The following is a 16198-nucleotide window of genomic DNA, read 5'->3' as shown; positions in this document are numbered from 1 at the left end:
GCGACGTAAGAAAGAGGCTGCGGTGGCCGACTGGCGCCGCAGCCTTTTTCACGCCGTGCGGCAGGCTTGTAGTGGAACACGTTCGTCATGCCCGGACTTGATCCGGGCATCCATCAAACAAGAAAACTCCTTGAATATGGGATGGATTGCCGGGCCTGCGCCCGGCAACGACAGTCGGGAGAAATCATCGATGCGGATTGTTCGGTTCGGACTGCTGTCGGCGGCGCTTCTGCTCACGCCGGCTTCTCACGCCGCGGACAACGCCGCGATCAAGGAGAAGGCCGCGGTCTGCGCCGGCTGCCATGGCGAGAACGGCATCTCGCAGACCGAGAACATTCCCTCGCTCGCCGGCCAGCCGGATCAATTCATCCAGTGGCAGCTCGTGTTCTTCCGCGCCGGCTCGCGCAAGAACGAGCAGATGCAGCCGATCGCCGAGCAAATCACCAACGAGGACGTCCGCAATCTCGGCGCCTATTTCGCGGCGATGGCGCCGCCGACAGCGGCGGAGGACAAGGATCCGGACCTGTCGAAAAAGGGCGCGCAAGTGGCCGTCGGCCGCCGCTGCGCCTCATGTCATACGGATAGCTTCGCCGGCACCAAGGCCGTCGCGCGGCTCGCGGGCCAGCGCGAGGAATACCTCGTCAAGGCACTGCATGATTACAAGAGCAGTCAACGCGTCGGCGGCGGCGGCGCTGCGATGGCCGACGTCGCCTATCACATGAGCGACGAGGAAATCACCGCCGTCTCGCACTATCTCGCGTACTTCAAATAATGCGGAGTGCGGGGTTACGACCTACCCCGCCCGCTGCTTCTCATACGCCTTCAAATGCGTATAGGCGATGCGCAGCTTCGGCACCGGCACCTTGGCGGCATCGGCGCGCGCGATCAGGTCGCCGATGACGTGATCGGCTTCGACCGGCAGGCCAGCCTTGATGTCGCGGAACATCGAGGCCGTCATCGGCGAGCCCTCGGTGGTGAGATTGCCCTTCACGCGCTCGAAGAACGGCCCTCCCGGCGTGTAGCCCGACGCGGTGGCGATTGCGCTGGTCTCGTCCAGCATGCCGAGCAGAAAATCCCTGCCGCCGGGGGCAGCGAGAATGTTGCCGACCGAGGTGCGCATCAGGCTTGTGGACGCTGCGAGCGAGGACAGGAACACCCACTTTTCCCACATGTCCTGCATGATGTTCTGGCTGGCGGTGGCGCCATTGATGCCGCTCTTGAACGCCTCGTCGATCGCCTTGACCCGATCCGACAGCTTGCCGTCGCGCTCGCCGTAATTGATCGATTGCATCGGCTGCAGCTGCACCACCTCGCGCTTCTCGTTCAGCGTCGCGGCGATGGCGCACAGACCGCCGAGCACGCGCTCGACGCCGAATTTCCGGTCGAGGATCTCGAGATGCTTCATGCCGTTGAGCATCGGAATGATCGCTGTATCAGGCCCGACCGCCGCAGCGAACGAATTGATGGCGTCATCGAGGTCGAACGCCTTGCAGCTGAGCAGCACGATGTCGAACTTGTCCCTGAGCTTGTCGGCCTGAACGGTCGGCGGATTTTTCAAGGTCACGTCGCCGTTCGGGCTCTTGATGACGAGGCCGGCGCTCGCAAGTTCGGCGGCGCGGCGCGGCCGGACCAGGAAGGTTACGTCGCGGCCGGCCTGCAACAGCCTGCCACCAAAATAGCCGCCGATGGCGCCGGCGCCGACCACGAGGATGCGCATGGGATTGTCCTTGTTATTGCTATTGCTATTGGCGGTCTATCATAGTCGTCATTGCGAGCGAAGCGAAGCAATCCAGAATGCTGCCGCGGTCACATTCTGTCGCTGGAGAATGAGTGGCTATTTCCCCGACACCATCTCCTCGACCTCGCGCAACTGCTCCTTGCCGAAGAACATCTCGTTGCCGACGAAGAAGGTCGGCGAGCCGAACGCGCCGCGCGCGACCGCCTCCTCGGTGTTCTTGATCAGCCTGCCCTTGACCTCGGGCTCCTGGGCGCGGGCGAACAGCTTTTGGGCATCGAGACCGGAGGACGCCAGCGCCTTCGCCGCGACGTCCGGATCGTCCATCTTCTTCGGCTCGCGCCACATGTGGTGGAAGGCGGCCTCGACGTATTTTTCGAACACGCCCTCAAGCTGTGCCGCGATCGCGGCGCGCATCAGGTTCAGCGTGTTGACGGGGAAGTTGGGATTGAAGACGTAGGGCTGGACCTTGAAGCGCTTGATGAACCGCTCGGTCTCGACCGCCTGGAATTCGCGCTTGTTCTTGACGCCGGCGAGCGTCTCGGCCGGTGACTTGTTGTTGGTCGATTTGAAGATGCCGCCGAGCAGGATCGGAACGTACTCGAATTTGACTCCGATGCGCTGCTCGATCGCCGGGATCGCCAGATGGCTGAGATAGGCGTTCGGGCTGCCGAAATCGAACAGGAACTGCGGGGCTGTGCGGGTCAAAATCGTTCTCCCTGACGACGCTTTTGATCCATTGTGGCGCAGCGCGCGCCACAGGTCCACCGTTTAATGATGGTCATAATACCTTGATGATCCCGTCAGATCAGACGCCGGATCGTCCGCTTGCGCCACACCAGAAGGTAATAGCCCATCTGCAAAAGGAACATGGCGCAGAACACGATCGGATAGGCGGCCCACACACCCTGAAGGCCGATGGTGCGGCTGAGAATCACCGCGGCTGGCAGCTCGATCGCCACGATGGCGAAGATCGCGAGCAGCATCGGGGTCAGCGCCACGCCGGCCGCGCGCATCGCGCCTGAAAACACCGTCGCGAGGCCGAACGGCACCGAGCTCCACAGCGCGATGCGGAGCAGGCCTTTCGCCAGTTCGAGCACGGCATCGTCGGTGATGAAGATGCCGAGCACGGCGCGCGGCGCGAGATAGATCAGCGTCACCAGGCCGCCGGTCAGGACGATGTTGAACCCGAGGCCGGTGCGCACGATACCGTCGAGCCGCGCCCTGTCGCCGCCGCCGACCGCCTGCGCGCCGAGGATCGAGACTGCGATCGAAATCGACATCGCCGTGAACTGCGTGTAGCCCATCACCTGGTTGACGGCGCCGTAGGCGGCGGTGGCGTTCGAGCCGAAGCCGTTGACGAGGCCGAGCAGCACCAGCTCGGCGATCGCCATCACCACCATGCCGATGGCGCTCGGCAGCCCGACGCCGAGGATCTTTCCGAGCATGGCGCGATCGAGCCGCAGATGACGCAGCATTGCCGCGTCCGGGGCTAGCGCATGTTTCTTCCGCAGCAGATGGATCGCCAGCGCGATCAGCGTCAGCGCGTTGGCAATCGCGGCTGCCCATGCCGGGCTGGTGATGCCGGTCACCGGCAGCCCGAACGAACCGCGGATCAGCATCGGCGTCAGGATCAGGCCGATTGCGGTCGACAACGCCAGCGCCAGCAGCGGCGTGAGCGCATCGCCGACGCCACGGATCATTGCCGTCATCAGCAGGAAGACGAAGCCGAGCGGCATCGTGAGCAGCATGACGCGGGCATAGGCGCTGGCCTGGTCGAGAATGTCCGCGGGCGTGGCGAGCGCCGTCATCAATTGCCGGCTGAACAGGCCGCCGACGAGCGCGACGGATATCGAGAGCAGCAGGCCGATCGCGAGCGTCGTGCCCACGACGACCTTGATCCTGCCGCGCTCGCCCGCGCCAAAGGCCTGGCCGATGAGGACCGTGGCGCCGGTGCTCAGCCCCATGACGAAGGCGAACAGGAAGAACATGACGGGGAAGAACACCGAGACCGCCGCCAGCGCGTCGACGCCGATCATCTGGCCGAGATAGACGTTGCTGATCGTCCCGAACAGCGATTGCAGCGCGTTGCTCAGCATCAGCGGTGCGAGGAAGCGGAAGAATGTTTTCCAGAGCGGCGTGGCGGCGGACATGGATTGGCCTTTCAACAGGGCGAGCGAAGCCGTTGCCGCACAAGGCGCGGCTCGGCCGTCGATGGGGTAGAGAAAGAGCGGTGCGCCTAGGCGCAGTCGCTGTAGGCGAGCTTGACGATGTGGTCGCGGATGTCAGTGGGCCAGTCCGCGATCAGTCCGGTGAAACGCCGCCGGTCGTCCGCGAACAGCGCCCGCGACGCCTCCTCGAACTGCGGCAGGTTGCCGGCCATGGTCGACATGAAGTGATAGGCCGCATCGCGCGCCTGCCGCTCGCGGTCCTTGTCGCCGCTTGCGCGGCGCGCTTCGTCGACGAGTTTTCGCAGTGCGACTGAGGCGCCGCCCGGTTGTGCGCTGAGCCACTCCCAGTGCCGCGGCAACAGCGTCACCTCGCGCGCGACCACGCCGAGCTTCGGCCGGCCGCGCCCGCGCGGTTCGCTCGGTGCTGCGGTCTCCTCCACCGGAGGCGGGACGAGCTTTGCCAGCCGCGCCAGCACCTCGCGATCCCCGCCGCGCAGATCGAAGTCGATCGATCGGCCCGTGCCGTCCTCGAAGATGATGATGGGCTCGTCCGGCCGCGGTGCCATCCGCTTGACCACCAGCGCGACTTCGCCTGCCGGCCCGGACGCCAGGCGGCGCGGGCCCTGGAAGGCGGTGAAAGTCCTTTGCATCGAAATCATTGCCATACTTGTCGACCTTTGGCCCATTTAATACCCGGATAAATTATCAACGTCAATATACCCGGGTTAAAATATCCGACCGGATGGCTCGACATTGCGGTCCCGGGCTGGCACGAACGGCGCGGCCGACCGACCACGCCCAGCCCCAAGGACCGCGCGATGCTGACCGTTCACCACCTCAACAATTCCCGCTCGCAGCGCGTGCTGTGGCTGCTCGAAGAGTTGGGTGTGCCCTATGAGATCGTGCGCTATCAGCGCCAGCCCGACATGCGCGCACCGAAGGAGCTGCGCGCCATCCACCCGCTCGGCAAGTCGCCCGTCATCACCGACAACGGCAACACCATCGCCGAATCAGGCGCGATCATCGAATATCTCATCGCCACTTACGGCAACGGCCGGCTGATCCCGCCGCCGAACACGCCGGAGCGGCTGCGCTTCACCTACTGGCTGCATTATGCGGAGGGCTCGGCGATGCAGCCGCTGCTGCTCAAGCTACTGTTCACGCTGATGCCGAAGCGCGCGCCGGCGCTGCTTCGTCCGCTGGTGCGCAAGGTCTCGAACCAGGCGCTCACCGCGATGGTCAATCCGCAGCTGAAGCAGCACATGGATTATTGGGAAGGCGAGCTCGGAAAGACCGAGTGGTTCGCCGGCAACGAGTTCACCGCCGCCGATATCCAGATGAGCTTTCCGCTCGAAGCTGCCCAGGCGCGGGGCGGGCTCGAGCTCGGCCATCCCAAGGCGATGGCGTTCCTTGAGCGCATCCATGCGCGGCCGGCCTACGCCAGAGCGCTGGAAAAGGGCGGGCCGTACCAGGTGGGGCGGTAAGGCCTATCGCACGGCCTCGATCACTTCCTTGATCAGCCGTGCCACGCCGCGGATGTCCCCGCTGGGATCGACGGAATCGCCAAGTCGCACGACCACCATGCGCTGCGAGGGGATGATGATGACGCGCTGGCCGAGATCGCCGGAGGCGAAGAACGCATCGCGCGGAATGCCGGCGCGGACCCGGCCCTTCGCATGTTCGTGTTCGCTGCGGTTGGTCCAGAAGCCGGCGCCATAGTCGGCGTCGAGCGTGGCCGCCGCGCAAAAATCTACCCATTCCTCGGGCAGGATGCGCCTGCCAGCGATCACGCCATCGTCGAGATAGAGCAGGCCGAAGCGGGCCCAGTCCCGTGCGCTCGCCAGCATGTAGGTGGTGCCCTGGATCGTGCCGGTACCGTCGAGCTCCAGCGTCACGTGGCGCATGCCGAGCGGATTGAACAATTCGCGCCAGGCGAAGGCGAGGCTCCGCTCGACGCCTCCGGTGCCGTCGCGGACGATGCGCGCGAGAATCTGCGTGGTGCCGCTCGAATAGTGCCAGCGACGGCCGACCGGCGCGATCAGCGCAGCCTGTACCGCGAACCCCGCCATGTCGTCGTGCAGATAAATCATCTGGCTCGATGGATCGAAGCCGCTGTTGGTCTCGTCCAGCGCGAGACCCGTCGTCATCCGCATGAGATGCTCGACCTCGATCTCGCGGCGGGGATCGGAGGCGCTGCGCCATTCCGGCACGGGCGCCGGTATCGACGGGCTGGTCTGGCCCCGCTGTGTCATGATGCCGATAAGCGCGTTGATGACGGACTTCGTCATGGAGAAGCCGAGCAGCTGGGTTTCGACGCCGATGCCCGCGGCATAGCGCTCGGCGATCACCCGGCCGTCGCGCACCACGACCACGGCCTTGGTGCGCCGGAACGGTGGCGTCGCCGGCTCCTCGAAGGCATGGTCGAGCGCGGCCTTGAGCGCGGGATCGCCGGGCTCGACCATGGCATCGTCGGCGATGTCGGGCAGCAGCGGTGGTGCCTTCGGCGTCTTCGCCGCGACGAGGTCTATCTTCGGCAGATAGGGCATGGTCGTCCCATGCTGCAGCACGCAACCAAAGCCGTCGCGAAAGATCGCGTGGCTGCGAAAGCCTCCGAGCACGGTGACGTCGGCCGTCTTCGCTGCGCGATCGAGATCAAGCCGCATCAGCGGGCGCAGGCGGCGTATGCCGTCGCGCTCGGTCGTCTCCGCGAACACGGCCTGCGGGTCGAGGCTGGAGACGAAGGTCTTGCTGCAAACGTTGTGCGCGACGAAGCCGGTCGCGACCCGGATCGCGTCGCCCGGCCGGTAGATGAAGTTGAGCGCGACGGCTGTCAGCAGCGCCAGCGCAACGAGCGCGGCTGAGATACGAAAGAAGCGTTTCATGGAAGCTCGTCATGAAATCGGAGGCTGCGTCGATATCACGCCGCAGCCTGTCTCAAAAGCCCGGCGCCCGGCTCAGGTGCTATTGTCCCGCCGCCTCCGCGCCGCGGGTGCGCGGATCGGGCGCGCCGAGCGGACCGTTCGGCGTCACCGCGATCGAATTGGCCGATGTCTGCCCCATCGGCTCGACCACGAGATGACCCATCGCCTTTAGCTCGAACAGGACAGGGTCGGGAAAGCCGCGCTCGACTCGCACCTCGTCGGGCAGCCATTGGTGATGCAGCCGTGGCGCGGCCACGGCGGCCGCGACGTCCATCTTGTAATCGAGCACGTTGACGATCACCTGGAGCACGGTCGAGATGATGCGGCTGCCGCCGGGCGAGCCCGTCACTAGCACCGGCTTGCCGTCCTTCAGCACGATCGTCGGCGACATCGACGAGAGCGGCCGCTTGCCGGGCCCGGGCAAATTGGCCTCGTAACCGACGAGGCCGTAGGCATTGGAAGCGCCGACCGCCGCAGTGAAATCGTCGAGCTCGTTGTTGAGCAGCACGCCGGTGCCCTCGGCGACGAGACCAACGCCGTAGCTGAAGTTCAGCGTATAGGTGTTGCTGACGGCGTTGCCGCGGCTGTCGACGATGGAAAAATGCGTGGTATTGCTGCCCTCGCGCGGCGCGGCGGCGGCGGAAACGAGCTCCTTCGACGGCGTGGCGCGATCGGCGGAGATGGTTGCCCGCAGCTTGGCGGCGTAGTCCTTGGCGGTGAGCGTCTCGATCGGAGCGTTGACGAAGGCAGGATCGCCGAGATAGCGCGCGCGGTCCGCATAGGCGCGCTTCATGGCCTCGATCAGCAGATGCAGCGAGGCCGGCGAGCCCTGCTTCAAATCGGCGAGCTGGAAACCTTCGAGGATGTTGAGCGTCTCCACCAGCACCACGCCGCCGGACGATGGCAACGGCATCGACACGATGTCATAGCCCCGATAAGTGCCGCGCACCGGCGCGCGGATCACCGGCTGATAGGTCTTCAGATCGGCCGACGTCATGATGCCGCCGGCGTCGGAGATGGCCCTGACAAGCTTGTCCGCGACCGCGCCGTCATAAAAGCCGCGCGGGCCCTGTGTGGCGATGACCGACAGCGTTTCGGCAAGATCGGTCTGCACCAGCCGGTCGCCTTCGCCGAGCGGCGTACCATCAGGCCGCGAGAATATCTTGGCCGAAGAAGGCCAGCGTGCCAGTCGCCGGTGCCAGCCCGGCAAAGTGTCGGCGATGTCGTCGCTGACGACGAAGCCATCGCGGGCAAGCGCGATCGCGGGCTCGAGCAATTGCGCCAGCGTGAACTGGCCCGAGCCATATTTTTCAAGAGCCAGCGCAAGACCTGCGACGGTTCCGGGCACGCCGACGCCGAGCGGGGAATCTCGCGATTTGGCAGCGTCGGGCTTGCCGTCAGCGCCGAGGAAGATCTGCGGCGTGGTCGCAGCCGGCGCGGTCTCGCGATAGTCGATCGCGATGTCCTCGTTGCGCTCGGCGGAATGGATCACCATGAAGCCGCCGCCGCCGATATTGCCGGCGCGCGGATAGGTCACTGCCATGGCGAAGCCGGTGGCGACCGCGGCATCGACCGCATTGCCGCCACGCCGCAGGATATCGGCGCCGACCTGCGCAGAGATATTCTCCTGCGCCACCACCATGCCGTGCTCGGCGGGAACGGCGTGCACTGTATCGAGTGCGGGCGGCACATAGGCCCGCCGCGCATCCTGCGCGGTCGCGGCCGGAACAGCGAACGCCAGAGTGGCAATGAAGGCGAGAAATGTCCGCCGTGTCGAAAATGACGACATCATCAAACTTCCGTCGTGGCCCCGGCAATTCACACGCGTCGCCATAATGCTATACCGTTTGCGCCAAGAGGGGCAAAACTGTTTGTGATGGGACATCAATGGTGACGACGATCGCCTCGGACACGCGCGTGGCTGGCACCGAGCGGACCTATCCGCCGCGCGCCGCCGTCGTCAGCTGGATCTTCTTCGACTGGGCCGCGCAGCCTTATTTCACGCTGATCACGACCTTCGTGTTCGCGCCGTATTTCGCCACCAGCATTGCGCCCAATCCGGCGACCGGCCAATCGCTGTGGGGCTTTGCGATGGCCGCCGCGGGCCTTGCGATCGCGCTGATGTCGCCGGTGCTGGGCGCCATCGCCGATGCCTCTGGCCGCAGGAAGCCGTGGATCGCGGGATTCGGTGCGGTGCTGGTGCTCGCGTCCTGCATGCTATGGATCGGCAGGCCCGGCGATCCCTCGATCATTCCGCCGCTGCTCACCGCTGTCGCGCTCGCCAGCGTCGGCGCCGAATTCGCCACCGTTTTCAATAACGCGATGATGCCGACCCTGGTGCCGCCGGAGCGGATCGGCCGGCTCTCCGGCACCGGCTGGGCGACCGGATATATCGGCGGTATCGTCAGCCTGATCATCGTGCTCGGCCTGCTCGCCGCCAATCCCGAAACCGGCCGCACGCTGCTCGGCCTCACGCCGCTGTTCGGACTCGATCCCGCCAGCCATCAGGGCGACCGCGCTGCCGGACCGTTGACCGGGCTCTGGTTCATCATCTTCGTGACCCCGATGTTTCTTTTCACGCCGGACTATCCGGCGAAGCGCCCGGTGCGCGAGGCGCTGCACGAGGGTCTGTCGGAGCTGAAGCAATCGATCAGAAGCCTGCCGAAGCAGCAATCGCTTGCGGCATTTCTGCTCGCCAACATGATCTACACCGACGGCCTGGTGTCGCTGTTTGCCTTTGGCGGCATCTATGCCGCGGGCACGTTCGGCTGGCACACGATCCAGATCGGCACCTTCGGCATCATGCTCGCAATCGCGGGCACGTTCGGCGCATGGCTTGGCGGCAAGCTTGACGATTCCCTGGGCCCGAAGCGCGTCATTGCCGGCAGCCTGCTGCTCCTCCTGCTCGCGGTGGCGGCGATCCTTCTGGTCGACAAGGACAGCGTGCTGTTCGTCAAGGTCGCAGCCCCCCAGCCGGGCGCGCCTCTGTTCTCGAGCGCCGCAGAGCGCGCCTATCTCGTGCTGGGCTGCCTGATCGGCGCGGCCGGCGGTCCGCTCCAGGCGGCTTCACGCACGCTTCTCATTCGTCTGGCGCCGAAGGACCGCATCGCGCAGTATTTCGGTCTGTTCGCGTTGACGGGAAAAGTCACGTCCTTCATCGGTCCGTTGCTGGTCGGCATGATCACCGCGGTGACGGCGAGCCAGAAGGCCGGCATGGCCGTGCTGGTCGTGTTCTTCGTCGCGGGGCTGGGGCTGTTGATGCGGGTGCGAGAGTAGCCGCGCTTCGTAGCCCGGATTTCGCGAAGCGAATCCGGGCTACCGCTGATCAATCAGTGCCTGAAGTGCCGCGTTCCCGTGAACACCATGGCGATGCCGTGCTCGTCGGCGGCCTTTATCACCTCGTCGTCGCGCATGGAGCCGCCGGGCTGCACCACGGCGGTGGCGCCGGCCTCGATGCAGGCGAGCATGCCGTCGGCGAACGGGAAGAACGCGTCCGACGCCACCACCGAGCCCCTGGTGAGCGGCTCGGCGAGCTTCAGCTCGGCCGCCGCATCCTGGGCCTTACGCGCTGCGATGCGCGCTGAATCCACCCGGCTCATCTGGCCCGCGCCGATGCCGACGGTGGCGAGATCCTTGGCGTAGATGATGGTGTTGGACTTGACGTGTTTTGCGACACGGAACGCGAACTTGAGATCGCGCATCTCGGCATCATCAGGGGCGCGCTTGGTCACGACCTTGAAGGTCATGTCGTCGACGACGGCGTTGTCGCGGCTCTGCACGAGCAGACCGCCCGCCACGGTCTTGGCGGTGAGGCCGGGGGCGCGCGGGTCGGGCAGGCTGCCGGCGAGCAGCAGGCGCAGATTCTTGCGCGCGCCGATGATGGCGATCGCCTCCTCGCTGGCGTCGGGCGCGATGATCACCTCGGTGAAGATCTTCGTGATCTCGCGCGCGGTGTCGGCGTCGAGCGCGCGATTCATCGCGATGATGCCGCCGAAGGCGGAGGTGGAATCGCAGGCTAGCGCCTTGCGATAGGCGCTGACGAGGTCGGATCCCTCGGCGACGCCGCAGGGGTTGGCGTGCTTGACGATGACGCAGGCCGCGGTGCGCTTGGCGTCGAACTCGCCGATGCATTCATAGGCCGCATCGGTGTCGTTGATGTTGTTGTAGGAGAGCTCCTTGCCCTGCAACTGCCGCGCGGTCGAAACGCCTGGGCGCTTGTCGGGTGTCGCATAGAACGCGGCAGTCTGGTGCGGGTTCTCGCCATAGCGCAGCGACTGGATCAGCCTGCCGCCGAAAGCGCGGAAGTCGGGCGCGTCGATCTCGAGCTGGCGGTTGAACCAGTTCGAGATCGCGGCATCGTAGGCGCCGGTGCGCGCATAGGCCTTTGCGGCAAGGCGCCGGCGCAGCTTCAGCGTGGTCGCGCCGTCGTTGGCGGCGAGCTCGTCGAGCACGGCCTGATAGTCCTGCGCCTCGACCACGACGGCGACGTCGTCATGGTTCTTCGCGGCGGCGCGGATCATCGCGGGACCGCCGATGTCGATGTTCTCGATGCAATCCTCGAAGCCGGCGCCCTTGTCGACGGTCGCCTCGAACGGATAGAGGTTGACGACGAGGAGATCGATCGGCGCGATGCCGTGCGCCTTCATCGCCTCCGTGTGGTCCTTGTTGTCGCGGATCGCGAGCAGGCCGCCATGCACCTTCGGATGCAGCGTCTTGACCCGGCCGTCCATCATCTCGGGGAAGCCGGTCAGCTCCGAGACGTCTTTCACCTTCAGCCCGGCGGCGGCGATTGCCTTGGCGGTGCCGCCGGTCGAAACCAGTTCGACGCCATGGGCGGCAAGCGCCTTGGCGAACTCGATCAGGCCGGTTTTGTCGGAGACGGAGAGAAGAGCGCGGGTGACGCGGCGGGGGTGGTCAGTCATGAGCAAGATCCTCTGTCTTAAGGAGTGTCTATGCCCAGGCGCGCGGCTTCTATGTCCCGCGCTTCCCGATGGTGCTCCATCCAAGGTCGCCAGTCGCGCGAGCGAGGGCTCGATAGCAGTTTTCGCCCGCTTTCACAACGACGAGATGGGGCCGAATCGTGCGCGTTTACAGCGGAAGTTCCGGCTCCCGACGCGCATTCCTGCGGGCATTGGTGACTGCGGGCGAGGCGGTGGAGCGCACGAAGCTCCAGCGGATCGAGGGCGCCTGGCGCGCATCCTGGCGGATCACGATCTGCGCGGTGCGGCGGGGCCCGTCATTGCCGGCCAGGAACACGCTGTCCTCGAGGTCGACCTTGTCGTCCAAGGCCTCGAAGGTCCAGACGTCGCGGTTCGGCAGCACCAGCATGACGCCGCGGGCATCGGACAGCCGGCTCGCCTTCACCGCCGGATGCAAATGGAAGCGCACTGCGAAATCGGCGTCGGCACCCTTGAAGCGCCCGCCTTGCGGCGGCGACAGCGTGTCCTCTCCGTCGATGCGCGCGCCGTCATTGGCGATCATCAGTGCGCGGCGATGGATCGCGCCGAACTTGGCCAAGTAGCCGTCATGCGAGGTCGTGAGCAGCGTGCCGTTCTGCACGATTTCGCGATAGCTCTCGACCTCGACGGGGCCGCTGGTGACGGGCGCGCCGTGCAACAGCCGCTTCATCGCCGACATCTCCACGAACTGGCATGACGAGGTGTCGTGATAGGTCAGCGTCGAATGCGCCGGGGTGCCGCGCGCGAACGGCCGCCAATTGTCGCGGCCGGTGGTCGGCATGCCGCAATTGGTGACGATGCGGCTGATGCCGGATGAGAGTTCGAACGACAGGCAGCCGGCATGGGCGTCGTGGCTGACACCGGCCGGCGGCGGCGGGCCGGTGTCGATGATCACGGTGGTCTGGCCGGCGTCGAGGCGCTGGAAGCCGGTATGCGGCATGTTAGCCATCGGCGCGCCGTGGGTGTCGTCATAGGCGAGCAGCGTGGCGAGCAGGTCCGATGGCGTCGCGCTCATGCCGTTGAATAGCGCGAAATTGCCGTCGCCGTGCCGGAAGAAGCGCAGCATCGGCATCATGCGGTCGATCGCGTTGAGCAGCGCCGGCGGCGGCGCGATGTTGCGCGCGGCAAAGGTCTGCCGCAGCGGCAGCAGGTCGATCAGGAGCTCGATCAGCGCGCCCGGGTTGCGGGAGATGTGGCCGCCGTCCGGCAGGATCTGTCGCTGCAATTCGTCCGACAGCTTTTTCGAGGCGCTGCGGATCTGGCGCGCCTGGTTGGCAAGGCACAGCGCCGCGTAGCACAACGCGATCAGCACCTGGAGCTTCGGCACCCCGTCCGGGATGTTGACCATGGTGTAGCGCAGGAAGCGGATCTCGCGCGCGAGGGCGCGCAAGTAACGGCGGTAGAATTTGTTGTCGGTGTCGTTGAGCACCAGCGGCGCCTGCGACAGCAGCGAGATCACGCGTCGCGCCAGCACGTCGGCGCGCCGGGCGACGGCACGACGCTTGTTGGCGGGGTTGGCGATCCAGTCCTCGACCAGCGCGCGCGCATTGGCGCGCGTCAGCGCGGTGTCGGCGGCACGCAGATGGCGCAGCCAGCCGAAGCCGAGCAGCGCAACCTCCCAATCCTCCGACGGCGGCTCGAGATCGAAGATCGAGCGGCCGTGACAATTGACGATCTTGCCGGCGAAGACGAAGCGGCCGGCATAGATCTCGGCGGCGCGGGTCGCATCCGCGGTGCGAAGATCATGCGGCGCTATGATCAGTCGGTCGGTGCGGCCGGGCCAGACCCGCGACAGCGCAACGGAACCGCCGCTCGCGCGCGCGAGCATGTTCCGCGCGAAGCGGTTCATCACCAGCGTCGAGATACGTCTGCGTTGAGCGACCGACACGCCTTGCCTTGAAGGGGGAGAGGATTCCGACGAATCCTTATTAATCCCAAAATCGGACGGCTGACACCACCTTGAACGGCGCGAATCAGCGACGGGGCGGGAAAATCCGGTGCAAAATCAGGATTTAACGAGCCGGGCCGCGAAAAATCCGTCGAGCCCGCCGAGCTTGGGATCGGCGTTCGGCAGATGGCTGGGCAGGGTACGCAAATCGCCCTCGGCGGTGACGATCTCGTTCAGCCCCGACACCTCGGAAGCCTCGACCGGGACCCGGCGAAGCGCGGGCTCCGCGGCCAGCAGCGCGGCGATCGCCTGCTCGCCCTCTTCGGGTTCCAGCGAACAGGTGCAGTAGACCAGCGTCCCGCCCGGCTTGAGCAGCGAGACGGATTTCTTCAGCAGCCGCTGCTGCAGCGTGGTCAGGGCGGCGATGTCGGACTCCTGCCGTAGCCAGGCCACGTCGGGATGACGGCGGATCGTGCCGGTCGAGGTGCAGGGCGCGTCGATCAGGATACCATCAAAACCTTCGGCAGGGCCGGCCCATTCCGCGGCGTCGGCGACGACGGTCTCGGCCTGGAGCGACAAACGCGCCAGATTCTCGCGCAGCCGCGCCACCCGGGCGGGCGAGCGGTCGATCGCCGTGACATGCGCGCCGGCCTGCGCCAGTTGCGCGGCCTTGCCGCCGGGGGCGGCGCAGAGATCGGCAATGGACTTGCCCTTGATGTCGCCGAACAGCCGGGCCGGCAGCGCGGCGGCGGCGTCCTGCACCCACCATTGTCCTTCGGCAAAGCCGGGCAGCATGGTCACCGACCCATGCAGCAGCATCCGCACCGTCCCGGTCGGCAGTGTCTCGCCGTGCAGGCGGCTCGCCCATTGCGCGGGGTCCGATTTCACGGTGAGATCGAGCGACGGCTCGTGGCCGAGCGCCAGCGCCATGTCCCTTGCGGTCGCCTCGCCATAATGCGCGCTCCAGCGCGCAAGCAGCCATGGCGGCAGGTCCAGCGATTGCGCGGCGACTTCTTCGACCAGCGCCTGGCCCTCGCGCGCGCAGCGGCGCAGCACGGCATTGACGAGGCCAGCATAGCGCGCGGCGCGCCGGTCGGATTGCACGAGGCGAACGGAGAGATCGACGGCGGCGTGATCGGGGACGTCCATCCAGAGGATCTGCGCGGCTCCGATCAGCAGTGCGCTCTGCGCCCGCGGCGCGTCGGAGGGAATGCCCTTGTCGAGCAGGCGGGACAGCACATGGCCGAGCGTGCCGAGCCGGCGCAGCACAGTCGCAACCAGGCGGCGCATCAGCGCACGGTCGCGATCGGCGAGCGTCTTCAATCCGGGATGGGCGCCAGCGCCGTCGAGCTGCTCATCGAGCGTGCGGTGCTTGTGCAGCACGCTGTCGACGATATCGGCGGCGATCCGCCGCGCCGCAAGACCAGGCACTTCGGACGGAGGGGCGAAACGTTGAGATGGCATGCGGCTTAAGGTTCTTAGCGAGCGGCAGTTCCGCCGAAGGGGCGCATGCCTAGACAAATCGATCTCTGGCACGCGAATATGCCAAATGTAAGAATGGTCTCTGGCGTTTACATCCCGTCACGACCATTTCAGCAATTCTTTATTGGACGTCGCGCGCGTTCCGATCCTGCGCTAGGAATCCACACGATGAGTGACCAGCCCTCCGTTCCCGATCGCAAGCAGCTCACGCCGGCCGCCCAGCGCGCGCTGGCCGAAGCCGAGGCGCGCCGGCAGGCCGCGGCTGCGCATGCCAGGGACGGCGCCAAGTCGGCGCCGAAGGAATTGCAGGGACCGAAGGGACCCGAACCGACCCGCTACGGCGATTGGGAGCGCAAAGGCATCGCCTCGGATTTCTGAAGCTTGCTGTTGAGCTGTCTTGCCGGACTGCCCGACTCAGCCCTAGCGTGCGCGGATGTCGCGTTTCGACCCCAGCCATCCCTATCGGCCTTCGTATAGCGGCTCGCCGTTTGGCCGCCGGTTCTCAGGGCTGTTGCCGTGGATGTTCGTGGTCGGAATCGTGGTGGCCGTGGTGTTCGCGTTCCGGCACGGGATGAACTGGCCCTTCCCGCATGCGACCGATGGTCAATCGCGGGATGCCGAAATCATTCTGCAGGCCGATCCGAAAATTCGTCAGCCGGTTGATGTCATTCGCACGATCGACGGCGATACCTTCCTTGCCCGCGTGCGCCAGCGCGATGGACGCGTTCTTGCCGCGCGCGTTCGCCTGCGCGGCATCGATGCGCCGGAAATGAAGGCCTCATGCCGGGAAGAACTCGACAAGGCCGAAGCGGCGAGCGCTGCGCTGCGCGATCTGCTCCGCCAGGGCGATGTCACGATCACCAACCTCGGCCCCGACAAATATGGGCGCATCCTCGCTAACGTCGCAACGAAGCGTACGGCCGACGTATCTGCGGCGATGCTCGCCGGCGGTTACGCGCGGAGCTACAATGGCGGCCACCGCGATGGCTGGTGCGCGCGCAGCTGGCGCTTCTGGTAACGAAAAAGCCGCGTCGAAAGACGCG

The 16198-nt window shown here is 66.0% G+C and carries 14 protein-coding genes and 1 riboswitch; of the genes, 5 read left to right on the top strand and 9 right to left on the bottom strand.

The genetic code is table 11. The annotated features are described in order from the left end of the window. Positions 1 to 190: 190 nt before the first annotated feature. Positions 191 to 772, top strand: a complete 582-nt coding sequence (locus OC450_RS20565) for a c-type cytochrome (RefSeq protein WP_256807458.1) — start codon at positions 191 to 193, stop codon at positions 770 to 772. Positions 773 to 793: 21 nt separating this feature from the next. On the opposite strand, the gene panE is transcribed toward OC450_RS20565, so the two are convergent. The 4 genes from panE to OC450_RS20545 all read right to left on the bottom strand — a co-directional run bounded on the left by panE (position 794) and on the right by OC450_RS20545 (position 4571). Beyond that, positions 794 to 1717: a 2-dehydropantoate 2-reductase gene (gene panE / locus OC450_RS20560; protein WP_211383729.1), complete on the bottom strand. Its 924-nt coding sequence runs from the start codon at positions 1715 to 1717 to the stop codon at positions 794 to 796. Positions 1718 to 1834: 117 nt separating this feature from the next. Continuing rightward, positions 1835 to 2443: a 2-hydroxychromene-2-carboxylate isomerase gene (locus tag OC450_RS20555; RefSeq protein ID WP_211383728.1), complete on the bottom strand. Its 609-nt coding sequence runs from the start codon at positions 2441 to 2443 to the stop codon at positions 1835 to 1837. A 95-nt stretch (positions 2444 to 2538) separates the two neighbouring features. Further along, positions 2539 to 3888 carry an MATE family efflux transporter gene (locus tag OC450_RS20550; RefSeq protein ID WP_262048552.1) on the bottom strand — a complete coding sequence of 450 codons (1350 nt, stop codon included), beginning with the start codon at positions 3886 to 3888 and terminating at the stop codon, positions 2539 to 2541. Between the two features lie 86 nt (positions 3889 to 3974). Then, the gene (locus tag OC450_RS20545) at positions 3975 to 4571 is read right to left on the bottom strand and encodes a DUF2239 family protein (protein WP_211383726.1); all 597 of its coding nucleotides are present in this window, start codon (positions 4569 to 4571) and stop codon (positions 3975 to 3977) included. A 153-nt stretch (positions 4572 to 4724) separates the two neighbouring features. Here OC450_RS20545 and OC450_RS20540 point away from each other — a divergent pair, with 153 nt between their 5' ends. Beyond that, the gene (locus tag OC450_RS20540) at positions 4725 to 5390 is read left to right on the top strand and encodes a glutathione S-transferase family protein (RefSeq protein ID WP_256807454.1); all 666 of its coding nucleotides are present in this window, start codon (positions 4725 to 4727) and stop codon (positions 5388 to 5390) included. Positions 5391 to 5393: 3 nt separating this feature from the next. Here the strand turns inward: OC450_RS20540 and OC450_RS20535 are convergent, their stop codons facing one another. Both OC450_RS20535 and ggt read right to left on the bottom strand, forming a co-directional pair. Beyond that, a complete protein-coding gene (locus OC450_RS20535; RefSeq protein WP_262048551.1) occupies positions 5394 to 6788 on the bottom strand; it encodes a serine hydrolase domain-containing protein in 1395 nt (464 codons plus the stop codon). Between the two features lie 79 nt (positions 6789 to 6867). After that, the gene (gene ggt, locus OC450_RS20530) at positions 6868 to 8619 is read right to left on the bottom strand and encodes a gamma-glutamyltransferase (RefSeq protein ID WP_262048550.1); all 1752 of its coding nucleotides are present in this window, start codon (positions 8617 to 8619) and stop codon (positions 6868 to 6870) included. 98 nt (positions 8620 to 8717) lie between these two features. Here ggt and OC450_RS20525 point away from each other — a divergent pair, with 98 nt between their 5' ends. Further along, positions 8718 to 10103: an MFS transporter gene (locus OC450_RS20525; protein WP_211384209.1), complete on the top strand. Its 1386-nt coding sequence runs from the start codon at positions 8718 to 8720 to the stop codon at positions 10101 to 10103. A gap of 53 nt (positions 10104 to 10156) precedes the next feature. On the opposite strand, the gene purH is transcribed toward OC450_RS20525, so the two are convergent. From purH to OC450_RS20510, 3 genes are all read right to left on the bottom strand, one after another. After that, positions 10157 to 11749: a bifunctional phosphoribosylaminoimidazolecarboxamide formyltransferase/IMP cyclohydrolase gene (gene purH / locus OC450_RS20520; protein WP_211383722.1), complete on the bottom strand. Its 1593-nt coding sequence runs from the start codon at positions 11747 to 11749 to the stop codon at positions 10157 to 10159. A 25-nt stretch (positions 11750 to 11774) separates the two neighbouring features. Further along, positions 11775 to 11856, bottom strand: a riboswitch (ZMP/ZTP riboswitch). Between the two features lie 59 nt (positions 11857 to 11915). Next, positions 11916 to 13634, bottom strand: a complete 1719-nt coding sequence (locus OC450_RS20515; RefSeq protein WP_211384208.1) for a heparinase II/III family protein — start codon at positions 13632 to 13634, stop codon at positions 11916 to 11918. A 156-nt stretch (positions 13635 to 13790) separates the two neighbouring features. Next, positions 13791 to 15137 carry an RsmB/NOP family class I SAM-dependent RNA methyltransferase gene (locus tag OC450_RS20510; RefSeq protein WP_256807450.1) on the bottom strand — a complete coding sequence of 449 codons (1347 nt, stop codon included), beginning with the start codon at positions 15135 to 15137 and terminating at the stop codon, positions 13791 to 13793. A gap of 186 nt (positions 15138 to 15323) precedes the next feature. On the opposite strand from OC450_RS20510, the gene OC450_RS20505 reads away from it, so the two are divergent. Together OC450_RS20505 and OC450_RS20500 are read left to right on the top strand one after the other, a co-directional pair. Then, a complete protein-coding gene (locus OC450_RS20505; RefSeq protein WP_211383720.1) occupies positions 15324 to 15533 on the top strand; it encodes a DUF1674 domain-containing protein in 210 nt (69 codons plus the stop codon). 55 nt (positions 15534 to 15588) lie between these two features. Beyond that, positions 15589 to 16173, top strand: coding sequence for a thermonuclease family protein (locus tag OC450_RS20500; protein WP_211383719.1), 585 nt, complete (start codon positions 15589 to 15591; stop codon positions 16171 to 16173). The last annotated feature ends 25 nt before the right edge of the window (positions 16174 to 16198 follow it).

The organism is Bradyrhizobium sp. Bra78 (assembly GCF_024519855.1).
Classification (GTDB): Bacteria; Pseudomonadota; Alphaproteobacteria; order Rhizobiales; family Xanthobacteraceae; genus Bradyrhizobium; species Bradyrhizobium japonicum_G.
Note: the sequence above shows the minus strand (reverse complement) of the source record. Positions and strands in the feature narration are given on the sequence as shown.

Excerpts from the sequence above, each read along its gene's own strand:
- OC450_RS20565 (WP_256807458.1), top strand. The coding sequence starts at position 191 with ATGCGGATTGTTCGGTTCGGACTGCTGTCGGCGGCGCTTCTGCTCACG.
- panE (WP_211383729.1), bottom strand. The coding sequence starts at position 1,717 with ATGCGCATCCTCGTGGTCGGCGCCGGCGCCATCGGCGGCTATTTTGGT.
- OC450_RS20550 (WP_262048552.1), bottom strand. The coding sequence starts at position 3,888 with ATGTCCGCCGCCACGCCGCTCTGGAAAACATTCTTCCGCTTCCTCGCA.
- OC450_RS20545 (WP_211383726.1), bottom strand. The coding sequence starts at position 4,571 with ATGGCAATGATTTCGATGCAAAGGACTTTCACCGCCTTCCAGGGCCCG.
- OC450_RS20540 (WP_256807454.1), top strand. The coding sequence starts at position 4,725 with ATGCTGACCGTTCACCACCTCAACAATTCCCGCTCGCAGCGCGTGCTG.
- OC450_RS20535 (WP_262048551.1), bottom strand. The coding sequence starts at position 6,788 with ATGAAACGCTTCTTTCGTATCTCAGCCGCGCTCGTTGCGCTGGCGCTG.
- ggt (WP_262048550.1), bottom strand. The coding sequence starts at position 8,619 with ATGATGTCGTCATTTTCGACACGGCGGACATTTCTCGCCTTCATTGCC.
- purH (WP_211383722.1), bottom strand. The coding sequence starts at position 11,749 with ATGACTGACCACCCCCGCCGCGTCACCCGCGCTCTTCTCTCCGTCTCC.
- OC450_RS20515 (WP_211384208.1), bottom strand. The coding sequence starts at position 13,634 with ATGAACCGCTTCGCGCGGAACATGCTCGCGCGCGCGAGCGGCGGTTCC.
- OC450_RS20510 (WP_256807450.1), bottom strand. The coding sequence starts at position 15,137 with ATGCCATCTCAACGTTTCGCCCCTCCGTCCGAAGTGCCTGGTCTTGCG.
- OC450_RS20505 (WP_211383720.1), top strand. The coding sequence starts at position 15,324 with ATGAGTGACCAGCCCTCCGTTCCCGATCGCAAGCAGCTCACGCCGGCC.
- OC450_RS20500 (WP_211383719.1), top strand. The coding sequence starts at position 15,589 with ATGTCGCGTTTCGACCCCAGCCATCCCTATCGGCCTTCGTATAGCGGC.